The organism is Pseudomonas sp. 5.2 (assembly GCF_059025405.1).
Genome location: NZ_JBYBHH010000001.1, coordinates 212350 through 229563 on the forward strand (window position 1 = coordinate 212350; position 17214 = coordinate 229563).

The following is a 17214-nucleotide window of genomic DNA, read 5'->3' on the forward strand; positions in this document are numbered from 1 at the left end:
CTGTGTTGATTTGTATCAAGAGCCTTTAGGGCCGCTTAGCGGCCCATCGCCGGCAAGCCAGCTCCCACAGGGGCCTCACTGCCTTAGTGCTTGTGCTGTAGCTGTGGGAGCCAGCTTCCAAAGGGGCCTCACTGCCTCAAGGCTTGTGCTGTAGCAGTGGGAGCTGGCTTGCCGGCGATGGGCTGCACAGCAGCCCGCTTCAATGCCCCATCAACCAATGCTGGTGTGGCCCAGGCAGCGTCCACAGGCCAAACAGGATGACCAGCAACCCACCCGCCATGCGCACGCTGCGCCGTCGCAACAGGCTGCTGACCCGCTCCGCCGCCAAGCCCGTGGCCAGCAATACCGGCCAGGTGCCCAGCCCGAAGGCCAGCATCAACGCCGCGCTGTACCCCGCATTCCCTTGGCTCGCAGCCCACAGCAACGTGCTGTACACCAGCCCGCACGGCAACCAGCCCCACAAGGCCCCCAGCAACAGGGCGCGCGGCAGGCTCGACACCGGCAGCAAGCGCGAGGCGACTGGCTGGATATGCCGCCACAGCCCTCGGCCCAGGGCCTCGATACGGGTCAACCCGCTCCACCAGCCGGCCAGGTACAGCCCCATGGCAATCAATAGCAATGCGGCTACTACCCGCAGCGCCAGGGCGGCCGGGCTGCTGGCCACGGCCCAGCCAGCCAGGCCTACCAGCAGGCCGGCGCAGGCATAGCTGAGAATGCGCCCGATGTTGTACGCCAACAGCAGTTGCAAGCGTCGGCCGCGTTGCTCGGGCGGGATGGCCAGGGTCAGCGCGCCCATCAGGCCGCCGCACATGCCCAGGCAGTGGCCGCCACCGAGCAGGCCAAGGATCAGCGCCGAGCCGAGCAGGGGCAGCAGGTCAGGCACGGGGTGGGGGTTCCTTGTCGTCTTCGGCCAGGCTGTCGTCCGGCTTGACCGCAGCCTGGTGGCGCGGGTCCTGGTCGTCGAACAGGATGCTGTGGGCAGGGCCTTCGAGGTCGTCGTACTGGCCGCTGTCCACGGCCCAGAAGAAGATGTACACGGCGACGCCGACAAGCAGCAGGGCGGCCGGGATCATGACATAGAGGGCTGGCATGGGCGGCTCCTGATCAGGCGGTGGCGGGTTGCGGGTGGCTGCTGGTGGCCGCCACGCCTGGCAGCCGGGTCAGGCGCAGGGCGTTGAGGACCACGATCAGCGAGCTCACCGACATGCCGATGGCCGCCCACACGGGGGTGATCCAGCCGAGCGCGGCAAACGGCAACATGAGGCCATTATACAGGGTCGCCCACAGCAGGTTCTCGAGGATGTTGCGGCGCGTGCGGCGGGCCAGGTCGAAGGCCTGTACCAGCGCCTGCAGGCGGTTGGACAGCAGCACCGCATCGGCGCTGGTCTTGGCCAGGTCAGTGGCGCTGCCCATGGCGATGCTGATGTCGGCGGCAGCCAGCACCGGCACGTCGTTGACCCCATCACCCAGCATCAGCACCTTGCGGCCAGCGGCTTGCAGCGCCTTGAGCCGGTCCAGCTTGTCGTCCGGGCGCAGGCCGCCGATGGCCTGGTCGATGCCCAGTTGCGCCGCCACTTCGGCGACCATCGGCGAGCTGTCACCCGACAGCAGCAGCGTCCGCCAGCCCCGCGCCTTGCAGGCAGCGAGCAAGGCCGGGGCGTCATCGCGCAGGCGGTCATCGAGGCCGAACCAGGCCAGCGGCCCTTGGCGATCACCCAGCAGCAGCCATTGGCCGCGTGGCTCGGGCACGCCGGGGATTTCTGCGCCACTCAGGGCGCACACGAACGTGGCCTGGCCGATACGCAGGCGTTGGCAGTCAACCAGCCCCTCCAGGCCCAGGCCTGGCACGGTCTGCACTTCGTCGGCGGGCGCGGCGGTGCGGCCGAAAGCGCGTGCGATGGGGTGTTCGGAGCGGTTTTCCAGGGCGGCGGCCAGGGCCAGGCAACGGTCGGCGGCCAGGTCGCCCAGCGGGCGAATGTTGCGCAAGGTCAGGCGGCCTTCGGTGAGCGTCCCGGTCTTGTCGAAGATGACCGTGTCGATCTGGTTGAGCCCTTCGAGTACGTGGCCGCGGGTCACCAGCAGGCCGAGTTTGTGCAGGGTGCCGGTGGCGGCGGTAAGGGCCGTGGGCGTGGCCAGGGACAAGGCGCAAGGGCAGGTCGCCACCAGCATGGCCAGCACGATCCAGAAGGCGCGGTCCGGGGCCAAGTGCCACCACCACAGGCCGATGGCCACGGCGGCTATCAAGGTAAATAGCAAGAACCACTGCGAAGCGCGGTCGGCGATCTCGGCCAGGCGCGGTTTTTCGGTCTGCGCGCGTTCCAGCAGGCGGACGATGGCCGACAGCCGCGAGTCGTGGCCGAGGGCTTCGACTTCCACGTTCAGGGTGCTCTCGACGTTCAGGGTGCCACCGGTGACCCGATCGCCGACGCGACGCGGTTGCGGCAGGTATTCGCCGGTCAGCAGTGACTCGTCGACGCTGGAGCGGCCTTCGACGATGCGCCCATCGGCGGGGATTACCGCGCCGGGCAGCACTTGCACCGTGTCGCCGCGCTGCAGTTCGCTGAGCAGGATGCGCTCGGCACGGCCGATGAGGTCCAGGCGCAGGCACGAGGCGGGCAGCAGGTTGACCAGTTGCGCGGTGGCCGCTGCAGTGCGCTCGCGGGCGCGCCGCTCAAGGTAGCGACCGGTCAGCAGGAACAGGGCGAACATGCCGACGGTATCGAAATACAGCTCGCCGCTGCCGCTGATCGCGGTCCAGATCCCGGCGCCGAACGCCAGGGCGATGGCCAACGATACCGAGACGTCCATGGTCAGGTGGCGGGTGCGCAGGTCGCGCGCTGCGCCTTTGAAGAACGGCGCGCAGCTGTAGAACACGATCGGGATGGTCAGGAACAGCGCGACCCAGCGCAGGATGGTGTGCAGCTCGGGCGACAGGTCGATGTTGAATTCGGGCCAGGTGGCCATGGTTGCCATCATCGCCTGGAACCACAGCAGCCCGGCGACACCCAGGCGCCGCAAGGCGCTGCGGTTCTCCCGGGCCAGCTGTTCGGCGGCCTGGTCCGGTTGGTAGGGGTGGGCGGCGTAGCCGATCTGGCGCAGCTCGGCGAGCAGGCGCGAGAGGGGCAGCTGGTGGTCGTCCCAGGCCAGCAGCAGGCGATGATTAGACAGGTTCAGGCGTGCTTCGGCGACCCCGGGCAGGTTGCGCAGGTGCTTTTCGATCAGCCAGCCGCAGGCGGCGCAACTGATGCCCTCGACCAGCAAGGTGGCTTCGGCCAGTTCGCCGGCGTGGCGGACGAAGGTTTGTTGCACGTCGCTGCGGTCGTAGAGCGCCAGTTCATCCTGCAGTTGCCTGGGCAAGGCTTCGGGGTTGGCGCTGGTGTCACTGCGGTGCTGGTAGTAGTGCTCCAGGCCCCCGGCGACGATGGACTCGGCCACTGCCTGGCAGCCTGGGCAGCAGAACTGCCGTGGCTCGCCGAGGACCACGGCGGTGAAGCGGTTGCCGGCGGGGACGGGCAGGGCGCAGTGGTAGCAGGGGGTGGGTTGGGTCATTGGGCTGTTGCCTTACACAAATCAGCTGGTTTGCATCGAACCCTGTGGGAGCGGGTTCACCCGCGAATGCGATAGATCAGGCAGTGGTGATTACAGGTCTGACGCATTCGCGGGTAAACCCGCTCCCACAGGGGCAGTGGTGTCGCGATTATTTGTGTTCTGCGCCTAGCAACGCTTCATCGCCCAGCTGCAGGGTCACACCATGCTCCACCTTTTCTTCCTCGAACAACCGCCACACCTGCCCTTGCTGGCTGCCCAGCAACTCGACGAAGCGCCGCCCTTCGACCTTGTCGTCCAGTTGCCCGACATAGCGCCCAGCCTCGGCACGGGTTAGCGCCACCTTGCGGTCCTTGTCCGGCTGGGTGGGCGAGATCAGGTTCAGTTCCAGCGTTTGCGGGTCGCTGTCGCCCGTCAGGCGCAGGTCGACTTCGCCGGTCAGCTCATCCAAATGCACGCTGGCCTTGAGGTTCAAGGTCTGGGCCAGCAGCTCACGGTCCAGCGAGCGGTTGATGCCTTTGCCGGCCTCGTAGTAGTTGTCGTTGACCAGGTTGTCCGGGTTGCGCACGGCAATGCTGACCATGGTCAGGCTCAGGCACACCGAGGTGGTGAGGATGCCGATGATGATCCAGGGCCAGAGGTGCTTGTACCAGGGGCTGGCGGCGGTGGCGGCAGGCATTGTCGATAATCTCTCTTAGCGGATCTGTGGGCCGATGAAGCGGCTCTTGGCTTCAACCTGGGCGTCGCTGTCATCGGCGCTCTTGAGGATGAAGGTGATTTCGTTGGTGGTCGATGGCAGTTTCTCGGGCGCTATCGACAGCTGCACGGGCAGGCTGACGATGTCACCGGCCGCCACGCGGATCTCGCGCTGGCCTTCTAGCTTGAGGTCTGGCAGGCCGGCGGCATCGAGCACGTAGACGTGGTCGCGTTGGTCCTTGTTCATGACCTTGAGGCTGTAGACGTTCTCGATCCGGCCCTGGGCGTTTTCGCGGTACAGCACGCGGTCCTTGCTGACGTCGAAGCCGACCAGCGAGCGGGTGGCGAAGGCGGTGGCCAGGGCGCCGATCATGACCAGCAGCACCAGCGCATAGCCGATCAGCCGAGGGCGCAGCATGTGAGTTTTCTGCCCGGACAGGTTGTGCTCGGTGGTGTAGCTGATCAGCCCTTTGGGGTAGTTCATCTTGTCCATGATGGTGTCGCAGGCGTCGATGCACGCGGCGCAGCCGATACACTCGATCTGCAGGCCGTCGCGGATGTCGATGCCGGTGGGGCAGACCTGCACGCACATGGTGCAGTCGATGCAGTCGCCCAGGCCTTGGGCCTTGTAGTCGATGTCTTTTTTACGCGGGCCACGGGTTTCGCCACGGCGCGGGTCGTAGGACACGATCAGCGTGTCCTTGTCGAACATCACGCTCTGGAAGCGTGCATAGGGGCACATGTACACGCACACCTGCTCGCGCAGCCAACCGGCGTTGCCGTAGGTGGCGAGGGTGAAGAAACCGACCCAGAAGTAGGCCCAGCCATCGGCTTGGCCGGTGAAGAACTCGATGGCCAGCTCACGGATCGGCGAGAAGTATCCGACAAAGGTCATGCCGGTGACGAAACCGATCAGCAGCCACAGGCTGTGCTTGGCGAATTTGCGCAGGAACTTGTTGCCGCTCATGGGGGCGCGGTCGAGCTTCATGCGCTGGTTGCGGTCACCCTCGGTGACTTTTTCGCACCACATGAAAATCCACGTCCACACGCTTTGCGGGCAGGTATAGCCGCACCACACCCGGCCGGCATACACGGTGACGAAGAACAGGCCAAACGCGGCGACGATGAGGATGCCTGACAGGAGGATGAAGTCCTGGGGCCAGATGGTGGCGCCGAAGATGTAGAACTTGCGCTCGGGCAGGTTCCACCAGACGGCCTGGTGACCGCCCCAGTTCAGCCACACGGTGCCGAAGTAGAGCAGGAACAGTACTGCACCGCCGACCATGCGCAGGCGGCGGAAGACGCCTGTGAAGGCGCGGGTGTAGATTTTCTCGCGGGAGGCGTAGAGGTCGACGGAATCCTTCCCTTTGTTGGCAGGCGGGGTGACGTCATGTACCGGAATTTGCTTGCTCATCATCAAGTCCCACGGCAGTGGAGAAATGCCGCGGCCAGTGCATGCCGGCCGCAGTCTCGCGCAATCTGCTAGCGCTCTGCGACCCATGATACGCCTGTGATGGCACCCAGGGGTTGCACTGCGACCTTTAGTCGCGTTGGGTTCGTGGTGTGAATCGTGATATGGCGGGTGTCAATTGATCCAGGTCAGCTTGTGCTGGATTCTTCGCGGGTAAACCCGCTCCCACAGGGACCCCGCTGCCCTCAGGCTCGGCGAGATACCTGTGGGAGCGGGTTTACCCGCGAAGAGGCCGGACCTGCTTACTCAGCCTTTTGAGGCTCCTGCTCCTGATGCGACAGGCTATACACATACGCCGCCAGCAAATGCACCTTGTCGTTGCCCTGCAGTTGTTCCTGCGCCGGCATCTGCCCTTGGCGGCCGTAGCGAATGGTCTGCTGAAGTTGGGCAAAGCTCGAGCCGTAGATAAACGCCTGCGGATGGGTCAGGTTTGGCGCACCCATGGCCGGCGTACCCTTGCCCTCTGGCCCGTGGCAGGCCACGCAGTTGGCGGCGAAGATCTTCTGCCCGTTTTCGGCATCGGCCTTGGCGCCTTCCGGCAGGGTGCGGCCATCGAGCTTGCTGACCACAAAGGCTGCCACATCGGCAACGCCTTGCTCGCCGATCACCTCGGACCAGGCCGGCATCACGCCGTGGCGACCGCCCATGATGGTGGTCTTGATGGTTTCCGGCTCACCGCCCCAACGCCAGTCGTTGTCGGTCAGGTTGGGGAAACCGTAGGCGCCCTTGGCGTCGGAGCCGTGGCACACCGAGCAGTTGGAAGCGAACAGCCGTGCGCCCATTTTCAGGGCCTGCGGGTCTTTGGCGACTTCCTCGATGGGCATCGCCGCGAACTTGGCGAAGATCGGCCCGAAGCGGGCATCGGCCTTGGCCATTTCCTTTTCCCACTCGTGCACGCCGGTCCAGCCCGGCTGGCCGTTGGCAAACTCGGTCTGCTTGTCGGTGTCCAGGTACGAATAGCCCGGCAGCATACCTTTCCAGTTACCCAGGCCTGGGTACAGCACCAGGTAGCCGAGGGCGAAGATGATGGTGCCGACGAACAGCCAGAACCACCATTTGGGCAACGGATTGTCATATTCCTCGATGCCATCGAAGGCATGCCCGACGGTCTCGTCGGTGACCTCTTCGCGCTGGCCCTTGCGGGTCGACAGCAGCAGCCAGGTCAGTGAGAAGATGGTGCCCAGGGTCAGGACGGTGACGTACAGACTCCAGAAGGTTGTCATTGTTTTTTGCTCCCAGAAGCTTTTGCTTGCGCTTGCTCGACGTGCCGGGTGGCTTCGGGATCATCCGCGAAGGGCAACCGGGTCGCCTCGTCGAACTCCTGCTTGCGCCGTGGGTTGAACACCCACAGCGCCAGGCCTACGAAGGCCACCATCACCACGACGGTGCCCAGGCCGCGAATCATCCCGATATCCATCAGCGTCACCGTTTGCTTTTGATGATGGTGCCAAGACCCTGCAGGTACGCGACGATGGCGTCCATCTCGGTCTTGCCCTTGACCGCGTCCCGCGCGCCGGCAATGTCGGCGTCGGTGTACGGCGTGCCGAGGGTCCGCAGGACTTCCATCTTCTTCGCGGTGTCCTTGCCGTCGAGTTTGTTCTCGACCAGCCACGGGTAGGACGGCATCTTCGATTCGGGCACCACGTTGCGCGGGTTGTACAGGTGCGCACGGTGCCAGTCATCGGAGTAGCGGCCGCCCACGCGGGCCAGGTCCGGGCCGGTGCGCTTGGAGCCCCACAGGAAGGGGTGGTCCCACACGCTTTCACCGGCCACCGAGTAGTGGCCGTAGCGCTCGGTCTCGGCGCGGAACGGGCGGATCATCTGCGAGTGGCAGCCCACGCAGCCTTCGCGGATGTAGATGTCGCGGCCTTCAAGCTCCAGCGCGGTGCGCGGCTTCATGCCTTCAACGGGTTTGTTGGTGACGTCCTGGAAAAACAGCGGGACGATCTGGGTCAGGCCACCGACGCTGACGGCGATGACCATGAAGAAGGCCAGCAGGCCTATGTTCTTCTCGACGGCTTCATGCTTCATCAGTGCGCTCCCACGACGACGATCTTGGCGGCTTCATCTGCTTCAACCGGGTTGGCCGCGCGTACGGTGCGGAACACGTTGTAAGCCATCAGCAACATGCCCGAGGCGAAGAATGCACCGCCCAGCGCGCGGACGATGTAGCCCGGGTGGCTGGCCTGCAAGGCTTCGACGAAGGAGTAGGTGAGCGTGCCGTCATCGTTGATGGCGCGCCACATCAGGCCCTGGGTGATGCCGTTGACCCACATCGAGGCGATGTACAGCACGGTGCCGATGGTCGCCAGCCAGAAGTGCGCGTTGATCAAGCCGACGCTGTGCATCTGTGCCCGGCCATACAGCTTGGGAATCATGTGATAAACCGCGCCGATCGAGATCATCGCTACCCAACCAAGGGCGCCGGCGTGGACGTGGCCGATGGTCCAGTCGGTGTAGTGCGACAGCGAGTTCACGGTCTTGATGGCCATCATCGGGCCTTCGAAGGTGGACATGCCGTAGAACGCCAGCGATACCACGAGGAAGCGCAGGATCGGGTCGGTGCGCAATTTATGCCAGGCACCGGACAGGGTCATCATGCCGTTGATCATGCCACCCCAGCTTGGCGCCAGCAGGATGATCGACATCACCATGCCCAGCGACTGTGCCCAGTCGGGCAGGGCGGTGTAGTGCAGGTGGTGCGGGCCGGCCCAGATGTACAGGGTGATCAGCGCCCAGAAGTGCACGATCGACAGGCGATACGAGTAGATCGGCCGCTCGGCCTGTTTGGGCACGAAGTAGTACATCATCCCCAGGAAGCCGGTGGTGAGGAAGAAGCCCACGGCGTTGTGGCCGTACCACCACTGGATCATGGCGTCAGTGGCGCCGGAGTAGGCCGAGTACGACTTGAACAAACTGACCGGCAGCGAGATGTGGTTGACGATGTGCAGCATCGCGGTGACCACGATGAATGCGCCGTAGAACCAGTTGCCGACGTAGATGTGCTTAGTCTTGCGCTTGACGATGGTGCCGAAGAACACCAGCCCGTAGGTCACCCAGACAATGGCCAGCAGGATCGCCAGTGGCCATTCCAGCTCGGCGTATTCCTTGGTGGTGGTGTAGCCCATCGGCAGGGTGATCAGTGCGCCGACGATCACCGCTTGCCAACCCCAGAAGGTGAAGGCCGCCATGCTGTCGGAGATCAGCCGGGTCTGGCAGGTGCGCTGCACCACGTAGTAGCTGGTGCCGAACAACGCACAGCCGCCGAAGGCGAAGATCACCAGGTTGGTGTGCAACGGGCGCAGGCGGCCGAAGCTGGTCCAGGGCAGGTCCAGGTTCAGTTGCGGCCATACCAGTTGCGAGGCGATGAAAACGCCGAGGCCCATGCCAAGGATCCCCCAGACCACCGTCATGATGGCGAACTGGCGGACGACCTTATAGTTATAAGCAGTCGGACTGATTGCTGTGCTCATTCTAAGGTTCCACGGTTTTGATGTTCTTGTTGGTCGAAAAATCGGCGCCAGTATCGATAACCCCTCGGGTTACCGCAACGCAACTTTGGTACGCCGACCCGTGTCCAAGCCCGTCCACCTGTGTCCAGCGGTGTTGGGTTCGAACGATTGTACACAAATAAATATTTGTAATGTGTACCGTTTTTCATCTTTTTCTGATCGATCGGTCAGGCTTTTTTGTCGGACGGCACCAGGCTATGCGCCGCGTCTGCTTCGCTGGATTGGCAGCGAAGCCCACTGAGGCAACAAGCTTAGTTCGGTTAGGGGGGGGTGCAAGGGGAGGGGTATGGCGGGGAAGGGCGCGGGGGCTGCTTTGCAGCCCATTCGCAGCACAAGGCTGCGCCTACAAGAAGCATGCGATCGCCTGTAGGAGCAGCCTTGCGCTGCGAATGGGCCGCAAAGCGGCCCCCGGGTATTACTTAACAGTCACTGCTTCAGGCGCGTCACCGTGCGACAGGCTATACACATAAGCCGCCAGCAAGTGCACCTTGTCATTGCCCTGGATCTCGGCCTGTGCCGGCATCTGCCCCTGGCGACCATAACGAATGGTCTGTTGCAACTGGGCGAAGCTCGAACCGTAGATGAACGCCTGCGGGTGAGTCAGGTCAGGCGCGCCCATGGCTGGGGTACCTTTGGCTTCAGGCCCGTGGCAGGCCACGCAGTTGCCGGCGAAGATTTCCTTGCCCTTGGCCGGGTCGGCCTTGACCCCTTCCGGCAAGCTGCGGCCATCCAGGTTGGTCAGCACGAACGCCGCCACATCGGCCACGCCCTGCTCGCCAATGACCTCGGCCCAAGCCGGCATCACGCCGTGGCGACCGTTCATGATCGAGGCCTTGATGGTCTCCGGCTCGCCGCCCCAGCGCCAGTCCTTGTCGGTCAGGTTGGGGAAGCCATAGGCGCCTTTGGCGTCCGAGCCGTGGCACACCGAGCAGTTGGAGGCGAACAGGCGGCTGCCCATCTTCAGGGCTTGCGGGTCCTTGGCCACTTCCTCGACCGGCATGGCCGCGTACTTGGCGAAGATCGGCCCGAACTTGGCATCGGCCTTGTCCATTTCCTTCTGCCATTCGTTGACCCCGGTCCAGCCGTTGTCGTAGCCCGGCAGGATGCCTTTCCAGTTACCCAGGCCTGGATAGAGGATCAGGTAGCCGACCGAGAACACCAGGGTGCCCACGAACAACCAGAACCACCACTTGGGCAGCGGGTTGTCGTATTCCTCGATGCCATCGAAGCTATGGCCCATGGTCTGGTCGGTGGTGTCGGTACTCTGGCCCTTGCGGGTCGACAGCAGCAGCCAGGTAAGGCCGATCAAACTGCCGATGGTCAGTACGCTGATGTACGTACTCCAGAAGGTGGTCATTGCCCGGAACTCCTCTTGGCAGCAGGTTCCTGCCCGGCAGGGGGCAGGCGGTCGTCGACGAAGGGCAGCAGGCGCGCTTCGGCGAAATCACGGTCGCGGCGGCGGTTGAATACCCAGAGCGAGAGGCCGATGAAGGCGATCATCACCACCAGGGTGCCCAGCCCGCGGATCATGCCGATGTCTATTTCCATCGCACTCACCTCTTGTTCTTGATCGCGGTGCCGAGCACCTGCAGGTAAGCGACCAGCGCGTCCATCTCGGTCTTGCCCTTGACCGCGTCGCGGGCACCGGCGATGTCCGCGTCGGTGTACGGCACACCGAGGGTTCGCAGGGTGCGCATCTTGGTTTCGGTGTGGCTGTTGTCGACCTGCTCGGCGACCAGCCACGGGTAGGACGGCATCTTCGACTCGGGCACGACGTTGCGCGGGTTGTACAGGTGCGCGCGGTGCCAGTCGTCCGAGTAGCGGCCGCCCACGCGGGCCAAGTCCGGGCCGGTACGCTTGGAGCCCCACAGGAACGGGTGGTCCCACACGCTCTCGCCAGCGACCGAGTAGTGGCCGTAGCGTTCGGTCTCGGCGCGGAATGGGCGAATCATCTGCGAGTGGCAGCCGACGCAGCCTTCGCGGATGTAGATGTCGCGGCCTTCCAGTTGCAGTGCGGTGTAGGGCTTCATGCCTTCGACCGGCTTGTTGGTGACGTCCTGGAAGAACAGCGGGACGATCTGGGTCAGGCCGCCGATGCTGACGGCAAACACCATCAGCAGCGCCATCAGGCCGATGTTTTTCTCGATGACTTCATGTTTCATCAGGCGTGTCTCCTCAGGCCAGCTGGGCGTTCGCAGGGGCGGCGTCAGTGGCTGGCGCACGCACCGTGCGCCAGGTGTTCCAGGCCATCAGGAACATGCCACTGAGGAAGATCGCACCGCCGACGAAGCGCACGATGAAGCCAGGGTGGCTGGCCACCAGGGTTTCAACGAACGAGTAGGTGAGCGTGCCGTCGCTGTTGACCGCGCGCCACATCAGGCCCTGGGCGATGCCGTTGACCCACATCGAGGCGATGTACAGCACGGTGCCGATGGTCGCCAGCCAGAAGTGCGCGTTGATCAAGCCGATGCTGTGCATCTGCTCTTTGCCGAACACTTTGGGGATGGTGTGGTACAGCGCGCCGATCGAGATCATCGCCACCCAACCAAGGGCGCCGGCGTGGACGTGGCCGATGGTCCAGTCGGTGTAGTGCGACAGGGCGTTGACCGTCTTGATGGCCATCATCGGGCCTTCGAAGGTGGACATGCCGTAGAACGCCAGCGATACCACGAGGAAGCGCAGGATCGGGTCGCTGCGCAACTTATGCCAAGCGCCAGAGAGGGTCATCATGCCGTTGATCATGCCGCCCCAGCTCGGTGCCAGGAGGATCAGCGACATCACCATGCCCAGCGACTGTGCCCAGTCGGGCAGCGCGGTGTAGTGCAGGTGGTGCGGGCCGGCCCAAATGTACAGGGTGATCAGTGCCCAGAAGTGCACGATCGACAGGCGATAGGAATACACCGGCCGCTCGGCCTGCTTGGGCACGTAGTAGTACATCATGCCCAGGAAGCCTGCGGTCAGGAAGAAGCCCACCGCGTTGTGGCCGTACCACCACTGGACCATGGCGTCGGTGGCGCCCGCGTAGACCGAGTAGGACTTGGTCAGGCTGACCGGCAGCTCCAGGTTGTTGATGATGTGCAGCATCGCCACGGTCAGGATGAAGGCCCCGAAGAACCAGTTACCCACGTAGATATGCTTGGTATTGCGCTTCATCAGCGTGCCGAAGAACACGATGGCGTAGCAGACCCAGACAATGGTGATCAGGATGTCGATCGGCCATTCCAGCTCGGCGTATTCCTTGGAGCTGGTGTAGCCCAGCGGCAGGCTGATGGCCGCGAGCAAGATCACCAGTTGCCAGCCCCAGAAGGTGAACGCGGCCAGTTTGGGTGAAAACAGGGTGGTCTGGCAGGTACGTTGCACCGAATAATACGAGGTGGCGAACAGTGCACAGCCGCCGAAGGCGAAGATCACCGCATTGGTATGCAGGGGGCGCAGGCGGCCGAAGCTGGTCCAGGGGAGGTCGAAGTTGAGGGACGGCCAGGCGAGCTGGGCGGCGATGAAGACGCCGAGCCCCATCCCGACGATTCCCCACACCACCGTCATGATGGCGAATTGGCGGACCACCTTGTAGTTGTAGGCGGTACTGCTGGTTGTGTTCATGTATGGGTTCCCATCCACGGTTATTGGCAGGCTATAGAGCGAGGCAAGCATGATTAATGGGCAAAGTGCCGGTATTGACGGGGATCAATGGGCGAAGGTCGGAAATGTCCCAGGCTTGCGCTGCGATCTTCCGCAAATTCAAGGGGATGACGGCTACAAAGGCTGTCTGATCCTGGCCCATGGTGCCGGTGCGCCGATGGACAGCGGGTTCATGGACGAGATGGCGCAAAGGCTCGCGGCGCTTGGGGTCGGGGTGATTCGCTTCGAGTTCCCGTACATGGCCGAGCGCAGGGTGAACGGCGGCAAGCGGCCGCCCAATCCGCAGAAGGTGCTACTGGAATGCTGGCGCGAGGTGTACCAGCAGGTGCGACCTTTGGTCACAGGTAAGCTGGCCATCGGTGGCAAGTCCATGGGCGGGCGCATGGCCAGCTTGTTGGCTGACGAGCTCGAAGCGGATGCACTGGTGTGCCTGGGGTATCCGTTCTATGCCGTGGGCAAGCCGGAGAAGCCCAGGGTCGAACACCTGGCGGGGCTCAAGACACCGACGTTGATCGTGCAGGGCGAGCGGGATGCGCTGGGTAACCGTGAGGCTGTGGCAGGGTATGCACTGTCACCGGCGATCGAGGTGAGCTGGCTGGTGGCGGGCGATCATGACCTGAAGCCGTTGAAGGCTTCGGGGTTCAGCCATGCGCAGCATTTGCAGGCGGCGGCTGAGAAGGTGGCGGGCTTTTTGTCGAAATAGTGCTGGATTCTTCGCGGGCAAGCCCGCTCCCACAGGTGTGGCACAGGACTCAAGCATTGTGATGTCCCTGTGGGAGCGGGCTTGCCCGCGAAGAGGCCGGTGCAGGCCAGCGCTTAGTCGCGGTACTCGCACAGGTAGGCGGTATCCACTTTCACTTGCAGCTGGAACTTGCTGTCAGCGGCCACATTGAACTTGTCGCCAGCCTTGAAGGTTTCCCAGTTGTCGCTACCCGGCAGCTTGACGGTCAAAGCACCGGAAATCACATGCATGATTTCGCGCTTGGCCGTGCCGAACTCGTATTCGCCCGGTGCCATCACACCCACGGTGGCCGGACCTTCTTCGCCTGCGAATGCGATCGACTTGACGGTGCCGTTGAAGTACTCGTTGACCTGGAACATGGGCGACTCCTGAACAGGGGGATGAAAAAGGGCTGGCCAGTATGCCCAAGGCCTTCCCCGTCGTCATCTGCTTTCAGGTGCCATTGGCCGGCAGGCTTAAGGGCAGTAGCCGCGCGGTATTGCGCGCATCTTCCAGGGCCCGGTGCTGCTGCCCGCAAAAGTGCATGCCGGCCAGTTGCAAGGCGCCATTGAGGCCGGTCGGCCGCTGCAGGTGACGGGCTTTGGCGAAGCGCTGCTTGAGGTTGATGTGCGGCACGTTGCGCAGCAGGCTGTCGAGCCCGTGCTGTTGCCATTCCTGCAGTAATTGCTGGCGGTCGTAGTCGCCCCAGCTGACCCAGGCCTGCAACTGCCCACGATGGTGCCCCAGCCAGCGCTCGAAGCGCGCCCACACCTCAGGGAAGGGCGCGGCGCTGTCGACGCTGGCCTGGCTGATGTGCGTGAGCTCGCGGCAAAACGGCGTCAGCTGTGGCCGCCGCCGGGGCCGTACGAAACGCTGGAAGTGGTCGACTTCGCGGCCTTCGCGGGTTACCAGGCTTGCACCGATTTCAATGATTTCCATCTCTGTGACCGGCCACCCACCATCGTCGGTGGTGGCTTCCAGGTCGATCACCAACCAATGGCCCATACCAGGCTCCCTTGCAGATCCTGCTAGAGCGTAGCCAATGTCTGGCCTTACGGCACCCCCTGGCAATTTGCCGCCTGCTTTGGCACAAAGGCCGGCGACCAGCAGTTGTGCCCTGCCCGGAAAACGCCTAGCTTAGGCGCAACCAGGTACGAACCGTGATGAGTGTGCGTCTTGACCCCAGCGCCCGGCTTAAAGGCCTTGCCCATTCTGCTGATGCTGGCTGCGCTTTGGCTGGCAATACCAGGCTGGGCTGCCGACGCGATCGAAGTGAAGATCGGCGCCGCGCACTTCCCGCCTTACACCGTACGCCCCGAGCAGGGGGCCGACACCGGTCTGTTGCCGCAGTTGGTCGCAGCCCTGAACCGTGCGCAGCAGGGCTACCATTTTGTGCTGGTGCCCACCTCCATCCAGCGGCGCTTTGGCGATTTGCAGCAGGGCCGCACCGACATGGCGATCTTCGAGAACCCGCAGTGGGGCTGGCAGGGTATTGCTCACCAGACCGTGGACATGGGCCTGGAGGATGCCGAGGTGTTCGTTGCCAGCCAGGCCAACGGCCGTGACCCGCGGTACTTCGATGAGCTGCGCGGCAAGCGCCTGGCGCTGTTCAACGGCTATCACTACGCCTTCGCCCGCTTCAATGCCGACCCTGACTACTTGCGTAAAGCCTTCAACGCGACCCTGACCTACTCCCACGACAGCAACCTGCTGATGGTGCAGGCTGGCCGTGCCGACATCGCCCTGGTCACCCGTTCGTACCTAAGCGACTTTCTGCAGCGCAACCCCGACAGCCAGGCGCAACTGGTGGCATCGCAGCGTATCGACCAGGTCTATCACCACTACGCCTTGCTACGCCCGGGCGCGCCCATCGGCGAGCAGTCGTTCGCGGCCCTGATGCGTGCCCTGCGCGACAACGGGGAACTGACGCGTATCTTCCAGCCCTACCGGATCACGGTGCAGGCGCCGCGCGACTAAATTCCGCTGCAGCGGCAACGTTTTCCACGGTGAGCCTTCTTTTCATCTTCGTGAGCCAAGACCATGCCGTTCGATGCCGCTTCGCAGCCACTGTCACCGCCACGCTGGCGCACCCTCAGCGCCGATGAGGGCGATAGCTGGCTGAGCCTGACCCTTGAAGGGCGCCCGCTGATCCAGTTGCGGCTGGTGCCGGGTGCGTGCCTGGAAGTGCACCTGCAAAGCCTTTGCCCAGAGCGCCCTTACCAGGCCCTGTGGGCCGCCTGCTATTGGCTGCTTTCGCGTGATGTCGCCTGCCAGCGCCTGGCCTGGCACCTGCCCGAGGGCGTGCCACAGGCGCTCGCCAGCGGCCTGTTGCTGCCCGGCGAGCAGCCAGGCGTGTACCTGTGCGAGCGTGCGCTGTTCTGGCAGTTGCCCCAGCCTTGGCTCGGCGACACGGCTGCGAGTGTTTACCCGCAGCAGATGCAGATCAGCAACGGCAAGCGCCATCCGCGCCGGGCACCCAAGCCCCGCGGCGAAGTGTACCGGCGCTTCGATGCGCGCCTGGGCAGTTGGGTGTCGCTGCGCGCCCTGGAAATCGATCAGGACCTGGAGCGCTTCAGCCGCTGGCAGAACAACCCCCGGGTCGACGCGTTCTGGCAGGAAAGCGGCTCTTTACAGCAGCACCGTGAATACCTGGAAAAGCTGGAAGCCGACCCGCATACCCTCACGCTCATCGGCTGCTTCGACGATGAGCCGTTCGCCTACTTCGAGGCGTATTGGGCAAAGGAAGACCGGATTGCGCCGTTCTACTCGGCCGATGATTACGACCGCGGCATTCACATGTTGGTAGGGGAGGAGGCGCACCGTGGGCCGCACAAGGTGGCCAGCTGGTTATCGGCGCTGGTGCACTACCTGTTCCTCGATGACCCGCGCACCCAACGGGTGGTGGCCGAGCCGCGGGCGGACAACGGCAAGATGATCGGCTACATGCACGATCAGTGTTTCCATTGCGACAAAGAATTCGACTTCCCGCACAAGCGCGCGGCGCTGATGATTTTGGGGCGGGAGCGGTTTTTCGATCGGTGTACGCTGGTCTGAGAATGCTGGGGGCGAAGCGCCCCCAGTCATTTCAGCTATTCAAACCTGACGGTTGGCCGTCTTGCGGCAATGCACCAAGGCATCGCGAATCATGAAGTTGACCAAGGTCGGCGACACGCCCAATTCCTTGGCGATGTCCTTTTGCGGCACGCCGTGCAAACGGTACATCTCGAACGCATAACGGGTGCGCTGGGGCAACTCGCTCAATGCCTCGGCGATGTCATCGAGGGCGGCGAGGTTGATGTGCGTGGCTTCGGGCGAAGCGTTCTGGATGACCACGTTCAGGCCTTCCTCTTCGCTGCCGGAATACTTCAGCTCCATCGCCTGCTTGCGGTAGTGGTCGATGGCCAGGTTGCGCACGATCTGGAACAGGTAGCTGAGCTGCGCCTTGAAGGACGAGGTGATCTGCGGGGCGGCGCTGAGCCGGAAGAATGCATCCTGCACCACGTCTTCCGCGCGTGAGCGGCAGCCGGTGATGCGCGCAGCGATCTTGACCAGAATGCTGCGATTGTCGACGAAGGCCTGGAGTAATGGTGAATCGCACTTACTTGTGGATAGTTGTTCCGCCATGGAAA

At 63.6% G+C, this 17214-nt stretch carries 19 protein-coding genes; 3 read left to right on the top strand and 16 right to left on the bottom strand.

Annotated features, from left to right (window positions below; genetic code table 11):
- Positions 1–199 precede the first annotated feature (199 nt).
- The 13 genes from AC5PZ0_RS00990 to ccoN (AC5PZ0_RS01050) form a co-directional block, all read right to left on the bottom strand.
- Positions 200–883, bottom strand: coding sequence for a sulfite exporter TauE/SafE family protein (locus AC5PZ0_RS00990; protein WP_099428696.1), 684 nt, complete (start codon positions 881–883; stop codon positions 200–202).
- Positions 876–1091: a cbb3-type cytochrome oxidase assembly protein CcoS gene (gene ccoS, locus AC5PZ0_RS00995; protein ID WP_027592930.1), complete on the bottom strand. Its 216-nt coding sequence runs from the start codon at positions 1089–1091 to the stop codon at positions 876–878. Before ccoS ends, AC5PZ0_RS00990 begins: the two co-directional genes overlap by 8 nt.
- A gap of 13 nt (positions 1092–1104) precedes the next feature.
- Positions 1105–3549, bottom strand: a complete 2445-nt coding sequence (locus tag AC5PZ0_RS01000; protein WP_493854128.1) for a heavy metal translocating P-type ATPase — start codon at positions 3547–3549, stop codon at positions 1105–1107.
- A 148-nt stretch (positions 3550–3697) separates the two neighbouring features.
- Complete coding sequence (locus tag AC5PZ0_RS01005) at positions 3698–4225, bottom strand: FixH family protein (RefSeq protein WP_085272544.1); 528 nt, start codon at positions 4223–4225, stop codon at positions 3698–3700.
- A 15-nt stretch (positions 4226–4240) separates the two neighbouring features.
- The gene (gene ccoG / locus AC5PZ0_RS01010) at positions 4241–5656 is read right to left on the bottom strand and encodes a cytochrome c oxidase accessory protein CcoG (protein WP_027592927.1); all 1416 of its coding nucleotides are present in this window, start codon (positions 5654–5656) and stop codon (positions 4241–4243) included.
- A 299-nt stretch (positions 5657–5955) separates the two neighbouring features.
- Complete coding sequence (ccoP, locus tag AC5PZ0_RS01015) at positions 5956–6936, bottom strand: cytochrome-c oxidase, cbb3-type subunit III (RefSeq protein ID WP_027592926.1); 981 nt, start codon at positions 6934–6936, stop codon at positions 5956–5958.
- The gene (locus AC5PZ0_RS01020; RefSeq protein ID WP_033699345.1) at positions 6933–7130 is read right to left on the bottom strand and encodes a CcoQ/FixQ family Cbb3-type cytochrome c oxidase assembly chaperone; all 198 of its coding nucleotides are present in this window, start codon (positions 7128–7130) and stop codon (positions 6933–6935) included. Before AC5PZ0_RS01020 ends, ccoP (AC5PZ0_RS01015) begins: the two co-directional genes overlap by 4 nt.
- Before the next feature lie 5 nt (positions 7131–7135).
- Positions 7136–7744 (bottom strand): cytochrome-c oxidase, cbb3-type subunit II, encoded by a 609-nt coding sequence (ccoO, locus tag AC5PZ0_RS01025; protein ID WP_003254286.1) that lies wholly within the window; start codon positions 7742–7744, stop codon positions 7136–7138.
- The gene (gene ccoN, locus AC5PZ0_RS01030) at positions 7744–9186 is read right to left on the bottom strand and encodes a cytochrome-c oxidase, cbb3-type subunit I (protein ID WP_027592924.1); all 1443 of its coding nucleotides are present in this window, start codon (positions 9184–9186) and stop codon (positions 7744–7746) included. The genes ccoO (AC5PZ0_RS01025) and ccoN (AC5PZ0_RS01030) overlap by 1 nt, the downstream gene beginning before the upstream one ends.
- A 454-nt stretch (positions 9187–9640) precedes the next feature.
- Positions 9641–10582: a cytochrome-c oxidase, cbb3-type subunit III gene (ccoP, locus tag AC5PZ0_RS01035; RefSeq protein WP_027592923.1), complete on the bottom strand. Its 942-nt coding sequence runs from the start codon at positions 10580–10582 to the stop codon at positions 9641–9643.
- The gene (locus AC5PZ0_RS01040; protein ID WP_027592922.1) at positions 10579–10773 is read right to left on the bottom strand and encodes a cbb3-type cytochrome oxidase subunit 3; all 195 of its coding nucleotides are present in this window, start codon (positions 10771–10773) and stop codon (positions 10579–10581) included. The genes ccoP (AC5PZ0_RS01035) and AC5PZ0_RS01040 overlap by 4 nt, the downstream gene beginning before the upstream one ends.
- Before the next feature lie 5 nt (positions 10774–10778).
- Entirely contained in the window at positions 10779–11387 is a 609-nt protein-coding gene (gene ccoO, locus AC5PZ0_RS01045) for a cytochrome-c oxidase, cbb3-type subunit II (protein WP_027592921.1), read from the bottom strand.
- A 13-nt stretch (positions 11388–11400) separates the two neighbouring features.
- Positions 11401–12825, bottom strand: a complete 1425-nt coding sequence (gene ccoN / locus AC5PZ0_RS01050) for a cytochrome-c oxidase, cbb3-type subunit I (RefSeq protein WP_027592920.1) — start codon at positions 12823–12825, stop codon at positions 11401–11403.
- Positions 12826–12874: 49 nt separating this feature from the next.
- On the opposite strand from ccoN (AC5PZ0_RS01050), the gene AC5PZ0_RS01055 reads away from it, so the two are divergent.
- Positions 12875–13567: an alpha/beta family hydrolase gene (locus AC5PZ0_RS01055; protein ID WP_265969799.1), complete on the top strand. Its 693-nt coding sequence runs from the start codon at positions 12875–12877 to the stop codon at positions 13565–13567.
- Positions 13568–13680: 113 nt separating this feature from the next.
- Here the strand turns inward: AC5PZ0_RS01055 and ppnP are convergent, their stop codons facing one another.
- Positions 13681–13965, bottom strand: a complete 285-nt coding sequence (ppnP, locus tag AC5PZ0_RS01060; protein WP_099454863.1) for a pyrimidine/purine nucleoside phosphorylase — start codon at positions 13963–13965, stop codon at positions 13681–13683.
- A gap of 73 nt (positions 13966–14038) precedes the next feature.
- Positions 14039–14590 (bottom strand): 3'-5' exonuclease, encoded by a 552-nt coding sequence (locus tag AC5PZ0_RS01065; RefSeq protein WP_027592917.1) that lies wholly within the window; start codon positions 14588–14590, stop codon positions 14039–14041.
- 171 nt (positions 14591–14761) lie between these two features.
- On the opposite strand from AC5PZ0_RS01065, the gene AC5PZ0_RS01070 reads away from it, so the two are divergent.
- Both AC5PZ0_RS01070 and AC5PZ0_RS01075 read left to right on the top strand, forming a co-directional pair.
- Positions 14762–15562 carry a substrate-binding periplasmic protein gene (locus AC5PZ0_RS01070; RefSeq protein ID WP_454243165.1) on the top strand — a complete coding sequence of 267 codons (801 nt, stop codon included), beginning with the start codon at positions 14762–14764 and terminating at the stop codon, positions 15560–15562.
- Between the two features lie 63 nt (positions 15563–15625).
- Complete coding sequence (locus AC5PZ0_RS01075) at positions 15626–16639, top strand: GNAT family N-acetyltransferase (RefSeq protein WP_186682493.1); 1014 nt, start codon at positions 15626–15628, stop codon at positions 16637–16639.
- Between the two features lie 39 nt (positions 16640–16678).
- Here AC5PZ0_RS01075 and AC5PZ0_RS01080 read toward each other — a convergent pair whose 3' ends face one another.
- A complete protein-coding gene (locus AC5PZ0_RS01080; RefSeq protein WP_027592914.1) occupies positions 16679–17209 on the bottom strand; it encodes an RNA polymerase factor sigma-70 in 531 nt (176 codons plus the stop codon).
- Positions 17210–17214 lie beyond the last annotated feature (5 nt).

Bases quoted from the DNA above. Each gene is read 5' to 3' on its own strand.
- ccoS (WP_027592930.1), bottom strand. From the start codon at position 1,091: ATGCCAGCCCTCTATGTCATGATCCCGGCCGCCCTGCTGCTTGTCGGC.
- AC5PZ0_RS01000 (WP_493854128.1), bottom strand. From the start codon at position 3,549: ATGACCCAACCCACCCCCTGCTACCACTGCGCCCTGCCCGTCCCCGCC.
- AC5PZ0_RS01005 (WP_085272544.1), bottom strand. From the start codon at position 4,225: ATGCCTGCCGCCACCGCCGCCAGCCCCTGGTACAAGCACCTCTGGCCC.
- ccoG (WP_027592927.1), bottom strand. From the start codon at position 5,656: ATGAGCAAGCAAATTCCGGTACATGACGTCACCCCGCCTGCCAACAAA.
- ccoP (WP_027592926.1), bottom strand. From the start codon at position 6,936: ATGACAACCTTCTGGAGTCTGTACGTCACCGTCCTGACCCTGGGCACC.
- AC5PZ0_RS01020 (WP_033699345.1), bottom strand. From the start codon at position 7,130: ATGGATATCGGGATGATTCGCGGCCTGGGCACCGTCGTGGTGATGGTG.
- ccoO (WP_003254286.1), bottom strand. From the start codon at position 7,744: ATGAAGCATGAAGCCGTCGAGAAGAACATAGGCCTGCTGGCCTTCTTC.
- ccoN (WP_027592924.1), bottom strand. From the start codon at position 9,186: ATGAGCACAGCAATCAGTCCGACTGCTTATAACTATAAGGTCGTCCGC.
- ccoP (WP_027592923.1), bottom strand. From the start codon at position 10,582: ATGACCACCTTCTGGAGTACGTACATCAGCGTACTGACCATCGGCAGT.
- AC5PZ0_RS01040 (WP_027592922.1), bottom strand. From the start codon at position 10,773: ATGGAAATAGACATCGGCATGATCCGCGGGCTGGGCACCCTGGTGGTG.
- ccoO (WP_027592921.1), bottom strand. From the start codon at position 11,387: ATGAAACATGAAGTCATCGAGAAAAACATCGGCCTGATGGCGCTGCTG.
- ccoN (WP_027592920.1), bottom strand. From the start codon at position 12,825: ATGAACACAACCAGCAGTACCGCCTACAACTACAAGGTGGTCCGCCAA.
- AC5PZ0_RS01055 (WP_265969799.1), top strand. From the start codon at position 12,875: ATGATTAATGGGCAAAGTGCCGGTATTGACGGGGATCAATGGGCGAAG.
- ppnP (WP_099454863.1), bottom strand. From the start codon at position 13,965: ATGTTCCAGGTCAACGAGTACTTCAACGGCACCGTCAAGTCGATCGCA.
- AC5PZ0_RS01065 (WP_027592917.1), bottom strand. From the start codon at position 14,590: ATGGGCCATTGGTTGGTGATCGACCTGGAAGCCACCACCGACGATGGT.
- AC5PZ0_RS01075 (WP_186682493.1), top strand. From the start codon at position 15,626: ATGCCGTTCGATGCCGCTTCGCAGCCACTGTCACCGCCACGCTGGCGC.
- AC5PZ0_RS01080 (WP_027592914.1), bottom strand. From the start codon at position 17,209: ATGGCGGAACAACTATCCACAAGTAAGTGCGATTCACCATTACTCCAG.